This window comes from Pseudomonas sp. NPDC089428, assembly GCF_044749325.1.
Lineage (GTDB): Bacteria > Pseudomonadota > Gammaproteobacteria > Pseudomonadales > Pseudomonadaceae > Aquipseudomonas.
Genome location: NZ_JBIVHT010000027.1, coordinates 32,786 through 40,715 on the forward strand (window position 1 = coordinate 32,786; position 7,930 = coordinate 40,715).

A 7,930-nucleotide genomic window follows, 5' to 3' on the forward strand; every position below is an offset into this window, starting at 1 on the left:
ACAGCGGCGACAGCCAAGAGAGGAACCGCCATGAGTCGTGAAGCTTTGCAGGAATCGCTGTCCGCGGTGATGGATAACGAAGCGGACGAACTGGAATTACGTCGGGTGTTGAACGCCGTCGACGATGCCGAAACCCGTGCCACCTGGTCGCGTTACCAGGTAGCCCGCGCAGCGATGCACAAGGAATTGTTGCTGCCCAAGCTGGATATCGCCTCGGCGGTCTCCGCCGCGCTGGCTGATGAAGCCGTGCCGGCCAAGGTAAAGCATGGCCCGTGGCGCAGCATTGGCCGCCTGGCCGTTGCTGCCTCGGTCACCGTAGCGGTGCTGGCTGGCGTGCGCATGTACAACCAGGACGAAATTACCGGTGCCGAACTGGCTGCTCAGCAGCCTGCGCAGCAAGGCCTGAGCATGCCACAAAGTCAGGGCCCCGCGGTTTTGGCAGGCTATAGTGAAAGCAGTGAGCAACCGACCGGGCCTATGGCCAACGGCGTGCTGCAGAACCAGGCCGGCTGGGATCAGCGTCTGCCAGGTTATCTGCGCCAGCATGCGCAGGAATCCGCGCTCAAGGGCACTGAAAGCGCCCTGCCGTATGCCCGCGCCGCCAGCCTGGAAAACCGCTAAGTAAGGAGGATCATGCGCGCGCTACCTCTCCTGTCGCTGCTGATAGGCAGCTGCATGACGGTGCCAGCATTGGCAGCCAATTCTTCGCCTGAGGCGAGCGAGTGGTTGAACAAGCTGGCACAGGCCGAGCAGAAGCAGAGTTACCAGGGCTCCTTCGTCTACGAACGTAACGGCAGCTTCTCTTCCCACGATATCTGGCATCGCGTTCAGGACGGCAAGGTCAGCGAGCGGCTACTGCAGCTTGATGGCCTGGCCCAGGAAGTGCTGCGCGTGGATGGCAAGGTGCAGTGTGTCAGTGGCGGCCTGGCCAGTGGCGTTGGTAGTCCGCCGGATTCTGCGCCGCGAACGCTTGATCCCCTCAAGCTGATGGGTTGGTATGACCTGAGTGTGGCGGGCAAGGCACGGGTCGCAGACCGTGATGCCGTGATCGTCACGCTGACTCCCCGCGATCAGCATCGCTATGCATTCGAACTTCATCTGGATCGCCAGACCGGCCTGCCTCTGCGTTCATTGATGCTCAATGACAAGGGGCAGTTGCTCGAACGCTTCCAGATGATCCAGCTAAATACTGACGCTGTGCCCAGTGACGAGGCGATGCGTGCACGTGCCACGTGCAAACCGGTTGAGCATGTGGCCAGTGCTGCAAGCGAAGCCGTCGCCGGCTGGCGGTCGGACTGGCTGCCGCCGGGTTTCGAACTGATCAACAGTACGGTGCGCCGCGATCCTGAGCACAACAGCTCGATAAGCAGCCTGATGTATGACGATGGACTGGCCCGTTTCTCGGTGTTCCTCGAACCCGTGAAGGATGATGCCGGTGCCGATGTGCGCACCCAGCTTGGTCCGACCTCGGCCGTTTCACGGCGCCTGAATACGCCCAAGGGCAAGGTGCAAGTCACCGTGGTCGGCGAGATTCCGCTGGGTACGGCAGAACGTGTCGCGCTGTCGATGCGCCCTCAGGATGCCCAGGCGCGCCAGTGATGGCGCGCTTTTCCGGTCCGGCACCAGGGCAATGCGCAGGCAAACGGACATGCGCCTGAAATGAAATTAAAGCATTGTCATTTGCAATCCTTCGGCAAATTTTCTATAGGTCAGGCTTCATAGGAGTCTGGCCTTTCCTGCTTTGGGCAGGGCTATTTCCAACTACCGCTCGTTGTGACGGGAGCCGTATGTCAATACCACGCTTGAAATCCTACCTAACGATGTTCGCCGCCGTGCTTATGCTCGGCCAGGTGCTCAGCGCCCAGGCCGATGAAGCCCTGCCGGACTTCACCACCCTGGTCGAGCAGGCCTCGCCGGCGGTGGTCAACATCAGCACCAAGCAGAAGTTGCCGGACCGCCTCGCCTCCGGCCAGATGCCGGACCTCGAAGGCCTGCCGCCGATGTTCCGTGAGTTCTTCGAGCGCAACATGCCACAGCAGCCGCGTTCGCCGCGCGGTGATCGCCAGCGCGAGGCCATGTCGCTGGGTTCGGGCTTCATCATTTCCAGTGATGGCTATGTACTGACCAACAACCACGTGGTTGCCGATGCCGACGAGATCATCGTCCGCCTGTCGGACCGCAGCGAGCTGCAGGCCAAGCTGATCGGCACCGACCCACGTACCGACGTGGCCTTGCTCAAGGTCGAGGGCAAGAACCTGCCGACCGTCAAGCTGGGTGACTCCGAGAAGCTCAAGGTCGGAGAGTGGGTGCTGGCCATCGGTTCGCCGTTCGGCTTCGACCATTCGGTGACCAAAGGTATCGTCAGCGCCAAGGGCCGGACCCTGCCCAACGACACCTATGTGCCGTTCATCCAGACCGACGTGGCCATCAACCCGGGTAACTCCGGCGGCCCGCTGTTCAACATGAAGGGCGAAGTGGTGGGTATCAACTCGCAGATCTTCACCCGCTCCGGCGGTTTCATGGGCCTGTCCTTCGCCATCCCGATCGATGTGGCCATCGATGTGTCCAACCAGCTGAAGAAAGACGGCAAGGTCAGCCGCGGCTGGCTGGGCGTAGTTATTCAGGAGGTCAACAAGGACCTGGCGGAATCGTTCGGCCTCGACAAGCCGGCGGGTGCCCTGGTCGCGCAGGTGCTGGAAAATGGCCCGGCAGCCAAGGGTGGCCTGCAGGTGGGCGACGTGATCCTGAGCATGAACGGTCAGCCGATCGTCATGTCGGCTGACCTGCCACACCTGGTCGGCAGCCTGAAGGACGGCGAGAAGGCCAAGCTCGAGATCATCCGCAACGGCAAGCGCCAGACCCTGGACGTTGCCGTCGGCCCGATGCCCGATGACGATGCCGACATCGCTGCCGGTAGCAGCCCTGAAGGCAGCGCCGAGCGCAACAGCAACCGCCTGGGCGTGTCTGTATCGGACCTGACCGCAGAACAGAAGAAAACCCTGGAGCTCAAGGGTGGCGTGGTCATCAAGGAAGTCCAGGACGGCCCGGCCGCGATGATCGGGCTGCGCCCGGGCGACGTGATCAGCCACCTGAACAACCAGGCGGTCGCCTCGGCCAAGCAATTCACCGAAATCGCCAAGGACCTGCCGAAGAATCGTTCGGTGTCGATGCGCGTGCTACGTCAGGGGCGTGCCAGCTTCATCACCTTCAAACTTGCTGAATAAGCGAGCTCAGGGGGAGGAAAGGGCAGCTTCGGCTGCCCTTTTTCATGAAAGTTCACAATTGCAGGTGCGAATGCTGTGTACAGTCCGATAGAGGAATCTCCCATATCCCAGCAGCTTAAGGTACAATTCCCGGCTATTTTTCGGCGGGCGTCCGGCTCGCAGCCTTTTCCGAGTGTTGACCCGTGAGTGATTTGAGTCATATCCGCAATTTCTCCATCATCGCCCACATCGACCATGGCAAGTCGACGCTGGCCGACCGTTTCATTCAAATGTGCGGTGGCCTGTCGGCGCGCGAAATGGAAGCCCAGGTACTGGACTCCATGGACCTTGAGCGCGAACGCGGTATCACCATCAAGGCCCACAGCGTCACGCTCAACTACAAGGCGCAGGACGGCAAGGTCTACCAGCTGAACTTCATCGACACCCCCGGCCACGTCGACTTCACCTACGAAGTCTCCCGTTCGCTGGCGGCCTGTGAAGGTGCGCTGCTGGTGGTGGATGCCGGCCAGGGCGTCGAAGCCCAGTCCGTGGCCAACTGCTACACCGCCATTGAGCAGGGCCTTGAGGTCATGCCGGTCTTGAACAAGATGGACCTGCCTCAGGCCGATCCGGACCGCGTGAAGGACGAGATCGAGAAGATCATCGGCATCGATGCCACTGACGCCGTGGCCTGCAGCGCCAAGAGCGGCATGGGCGTGGACGAGGTGCTTGAGCGCCTGGTGCAGACCATCCCTGCGCCGGAAGGCGATATCGAAGCGCCACTGCAGGCGCTGATCATCGATTCCTGGTTCGACAACTACCTGGGCGTGGTCTCGCTGGTACGTGTGCGCCACGGCCGTGTCAAGAAAGGCGACAAGATCCTGGTCAAGTCCACCGGCAAGGTGCACCTGGTCGACAGCGTCGGCGTCTTCACGCCGAAGCACACCCAGACCGCCGACCTCAAGGCCGGTGAAGTAGGCTTCATCATCGCCAGCATCAAGGACATTCACGGTGCGCCGGTGGGTGACACCCTGACCCTGTCCACGACCCCTGAGGTCGAGGTGCTGCCAGGCTTCAAGAAGATCCAGCCACAGGTCTATGCCGGCCTGTTCCCGGTCAGCTCCGACGACTTCGAGGACTTCCGCGATGCCCTGCAGAAGCTGACCCTCAACGACTCGTCGCTGCAATACATGCCGGAAAGCTCCGACGCCCTGGGCTTCGGCTTCCGCTGCGGCTTCCTCGGCATGCTGCACATGGAGATCATCCAGGAGCGCCTGGAGCGCGAATACGACCTGGACCTGATCACCACCGCGCCAAGCGTGATCTACGAGCTCGAACTCAAGACCGGTGAGACCATCGTCGTCGATAACCCGTCGAAGCTGCCGGATGTCTCGTCCGTGGCCGATTTCCGCGAGCCGATCGTTACCGCGACCATCCTGGTGCCACAGGAGCACCTGGGCAACGTCATCACCCTGTGCATCGAGAAGCGTGGCGTGCAGCGCGACATGCAGTTCCTCGGCAGCCAGGTGCAGGTGCGCTACGACCTGCCGATGAACGAAGTGGTACTGGACTTCTTCGACCGCCTGAAATCGACCAGCCGCGGCTATGCTTCGCTGGACTATCATTTCGATCGCTACCAGTCGGCCAACCTGGTCAAGCTGGACGTACTGATCAACGGCGACAAGGTCGATGCCCTGGCATTGATCGTGCACCGCGACAACGCGGCCTACAAAGGCCGTGCGTTGACCGAGAAGATGAAAGAACTGATCCCTCGGCAGATGTTTGACGTGGCGATCCAGGCAGCCATCGGCGGCCAGATCATCGCGCGGACGACTGTCAAGGCACTCAGAAAGAACGTACTGGCCAAGTGCTACGGTGGTGACGTCAGCCGTAAGAAGAAACTGCTGGAGAAGCAGAAGGCCGGTAAGAAACGCATGAAACAGGTGGGCAACGTGGAGATTCCACAGGAAGCCTTCCTCGCCGTGCTCAGGTTGGATAGCTAGGTCCTATGTCGCTAAATTTCCCGCTGTTGCTAGTCATCGCCGTCTTTGTCTGCGGTCTGCTGGGCTTGATCGATCTGCTGTTCCTGGCTCCGCGCCGGCGGGCAGCGATCGCCAACTACCAGGGCAGCGTCACTCAGCCCGAAATGGCGGTGGTCGAGCGCCTGAGCAAAGAACCGCTGCTGGTCGAGTACGGCAAGTCGTTCTTCCCGGTGCTGTTCATCGTGCTGGTGCTGCGCTCGTTCCTGGTCGAGCCGTTCCAGATCCCTTCGGGGTCGATGAAACCGACCCTGGAAGTGGGCGATTTCATCCTGGTGAACAAGTTCTCCTACGGCATCCGTCTGCCGGTGATCGACAAGAAGGTCATCGAGGTCGGTGACCCGCAACGCGGCGATGTGATGGTGTTCCGCTACCCGAGCGACCCGAACGTCAACTACATCAAGCGTGTGGTCGGCCTGCCGGGCGACAAGATCAGCTACACCAGCGACAAGCGGCTGTTCGTCAACGGCCAGCCGATCGCCGAGCAGCTGGTTGGCGCCGAACCCGGTACCTTGGGCAGCGCCGAGCTGTACAAGGAAAAACTCGGCGAAGCCGAGCACCTGATCCGCAAGGAAATGACCCGTTATCGCATGCCGCCGGACCAGCAATGGACCGTGCCGGCTGGCCATTACTTCATGATGGGCGACAACCGCGACAACTCCAACGACAGCCGTTACTGGGATGACCCGAAGATCCCTCAAGCGCTGCACGGCATGGTTCCGGACCGGAACATCGTCGGCAAGGCCTTCGCGGTCTGGATGAGCTGGCCCGAGCCCAAGCTCAGCCACTTGCCCAACCTGTCGCGGGTCGGTCTGATCCATTGATACCCTTCGGCGCTGTCCTGCAGACAGCGCCGAATGCATTTCTGACATAGGCTGTGTTCTCAAGGAACGAGAGATTCGCCGCTCGCCGCGACGGACCACAGCCAAACAGTCTTTCAGGATGTTGATTTGAACAACGCGTTGAACAACCAACGGGTGGCTGCATGAGTGCTTCCCTTGCCCGTCTCGAGCGCAAGCTCGGCTATACCTTCAAGAACCAGGAGCAGATGCTGCTGGCCCTGACTCACCGCAGCTATGCCGGGCGCAACAACGAGCGCCTGGAGTTCCTCGGTGACGCCATTCTCAACTTCGTTGCCGGCGAGGCGCTGTTCGAGCGCTTCCCGCAGGCCCGTGAAGGCCAGCTGTCGCGTCTGCGCGCCCGCCTGGTCAAGGGCGAGACCCTGGCCAGGCTGGCCCGTGGTTTCGACCTGGGCGATTACCTGCGCCTGGGTTCGGGCGAACTCAAGAGCGGTGGCTTCCGCCGCGAGTCGATCCTGGCCGACGCCCTGGAAGCGCTGATCGGCGCCATCTACCTGGACGCGGACATGCAGACCGCGCGCGAGCGTGTGCTCGCCTGGCTGACCGACGAGTTCGAAGGCCTGACCCTGGTCGACACCAACAAGGATCCGAAAACCCGCCTGCAGGAATTCCTGCAATCGCGCAGCTGCGAGCTGCCGCGTTACGAGGTGGTCGACATCCAGGGCGAACCGCACTGCCGCACCTTCTTCGTCGAGTGCGAAGTGGTGCTGCTGAACAACAAGAGCCGTGGCCAGGGCGTTAGCCGGCGTATCGCCGAGCAGGTCGCCGCCGCTGCTGCATTGATCGCCCTGGGCGTGGAGAATGGCAATGACTGATAACAACCCGACCCGCTGCGGTTACGTGGCCATCGTCGGCCGCCCGAACGTGGGCAAGTCGACCCTGCTCAATCACATCCTCGGCCAGAAGCTGGCGATCACCTCGCGCAAGCCGCAGACCACCCGCCACAACATGCTCGGCATCAAGACCGAGGGTGACGTGCAGGCGATCTATGTCGATACCCCGGGCATGCACAAGGCCAATGACAAGGCCTTGAACCGTTACATGAACCGTAACGCTTCGGCGGCCCTGAAGGACGTTGACGTGGTTATCTTCGTGGTCGACCGCACCAAGTGGACGGACGAGGACCAACTGGTGCTGGAGCGCGTGCAGTACGTGACTGGCCCGCTGATCATCGCCGTCAACAAGACCGACCGCATGGAAGAGAAGGCCGAGTTGATTCCGCACCTGCAGTGGTTGCAGGAACAGCTGCCGAACGCTGAAGTGATGCCGATTTCCGCGCAGCAGGGCCACAATCTGGAAGCGCTGGAAGCCCAGATTGCCAAGCACCTGCCGGAAAACGACCACTTCTTCCCGGAAGACCAGATCACCGACCGCAGCAGCCGCTTCCTCGCTGCTGAGCTGGTGCGCGAGAAGATCATGCGCCAGTTGGGTGCGGAGCTGCCGTACCAGATCACCGTGGAAATCGAAGAGTTCAAGCAGCAGGGCCATGTGCTGCACATCCATGCTCTGATCCTGGTCGAGCGTGATGGCCAGAAGAAAATCATCATTGGTGACAAGGGCGAGCGCATCAAGCGCATTGGCTCTGAAGCGCGCAAGGACATGGAAGTGCTGTTCGACTCCAAGGTCATGCTCAACCTCTGGGTCAAGGTCAAAGGCGGCTGGTCCGACGACGAGCGCGCCCTGCGTTCGCTGGGCTACGGCGACCTTTAACTCACCCTGAGCAATCGACGTACCCTGTGGGAGCGGGGGGGGGGGGGGGGGGGGGGGGGGGGGGGGGGGGGGGGGGGGGGGGGGGGGGGGGGGGGGGGGGGGGGGGGGGGGGGGGGGG

7 protein-coding genes are annotated in these 7,930 nt (G+C 61.8%); all 7 read left to right on the forward strand.

The genetic code is table 11. The features are described 5' to 3' along the window. Window positions 1–30 precede the first annotated feature (30 nt). The 7 genes from ACIPZ5_RS26935 to era all read left to right on the forward strand — a co-directional run bounded on the left by ACIPZ5_RS26935 (window position 31) and on the right by era (window position 7,812). Entirely contained in the window at window positions 31–621 is a 591-nt protein-coding gene (locus ACIPZ5_RS26935; RefSeq protein ID WP_343598680.1) for an RseA family anti-sigma factor, read from the forward strand. A 12-nt stretch (window positions 622–633) separates the two neighbouring features. Further along, the gene (locus ACIPZ5_RS26940) at window positions 634–1,599 is read left to right on the forward strand and encodes a MucB/RseB C-terminal domain-containing protein (protein WP_400811580.1); all 966 of its coding nucleotides are present in this window, start codon (window positions 634–636) and stop codon (window positions 1,597–1,599) included. 188 nt (window positions 1,600–1,787) lie between these two features. Then, on the forward strand, window positions 1,788–3,224 hold the full coding sequence (locus tag ACIPZ5_RS26945; protein WP_261941357.1) for a DegQ family serine endoprotease: 1,437 nt from the start codon (window positions 1,788–1,790) through the stop codon (window positions 3,222–3,224). A gap of 182 nt (window positions 3,225–3,406) precedes the next feature. After that, complete coding sequence (gene lepA, locus ACIPZ5_RS26950; RefSeq protein WP_261941356.1) at window positions 3,407–5,206, forward strand: translation elongation factor 4; 1,800 nt, start codon at window positions 3,407–3,409, stop codon at window positions 5,204–5,206. Window positions 5,207–5,211: 5 nt separating this feature from the next. After that, window positions 5,212–6,066, forward strand: coding sequence for a signal peptidase I (gene lepB, locus ACIPZ5_RS26955; RefSeq protein ID WP_152954572.1), 855 nt, complete (start codon window positions 5,212–5,214; stop codon window positions 6,064–6,066). A gap of 161 nt (window positions 6,067–6,227) precedes the next feature. Then, window positions 6,228–6,917 carry a ribonuclease III gene (rnc, locus tag ACIPZ5_RS26960; RefSeq protein WP_027917873.1) on the forward strand — a complete coding sequence of 230 codons (690 nt, stop codon included), beginning with the start codon at window positions 6,228–6,230 and terminating at the stop codon, window positions 6,915–6,917. Then, a complete protein-coding gene (era, locus tag ACIPZ5_RS26965) occupies window positions 6,910–7,812 on the forward strand; it encodes a GTPase Era (protein ID WP_016498176.1) in 903 nt (300 codons plus the stop codon). The genes rnc and era overlap by 8 nt, the downstream gene beginning before the upstream one ends. The last annotated feature ends 118 nt before the right edge of the window (window positions 7,813–7,930 follow it).

Coding starts and splice junctions, on each gene's coding strand:
- ACIPZ5_RS26935 (WP_343598680.1), top strand. CDS start 31: ATGAGTCGTGAAGCTTTGCAGGAATCGCTGTCCGCGGTGATGGATAAC.
- ACIPZ5_RS26940 (WP_400811580.1), top strand. CDS start 634: ATGCGCGCGCTACCTCTCCTGTCGCTGCTGATAGGCAGCTGCATGACG.
- ACIPZ5_RS26945 (WP_261941357.1), top strand. CDS start 1,788: ATGTCAATACCACGCTTGAAATCCTACCTAACGATGTTCGCCGCCGTG.
- lepB (WP_152954572.1), top strand. CDS start 5,212: ATGTCGCTAAATTTCCCGCTGTTGCTAGTCATCGCCGTCTTTGTCTGC.
- rnc (WP_027917873.1), top strand. CDS start 6,228: ATGAGTGCTTCCCTTGCCCGTCTCGAGCGCAAGCTCGGCTATACCTTC.
- era (WP_016498176.1), top strand. CDS start 6,910: ATGACTGATAACAACCCGACCCGCTGCGGTTACGTGGCCATCGTCGGC.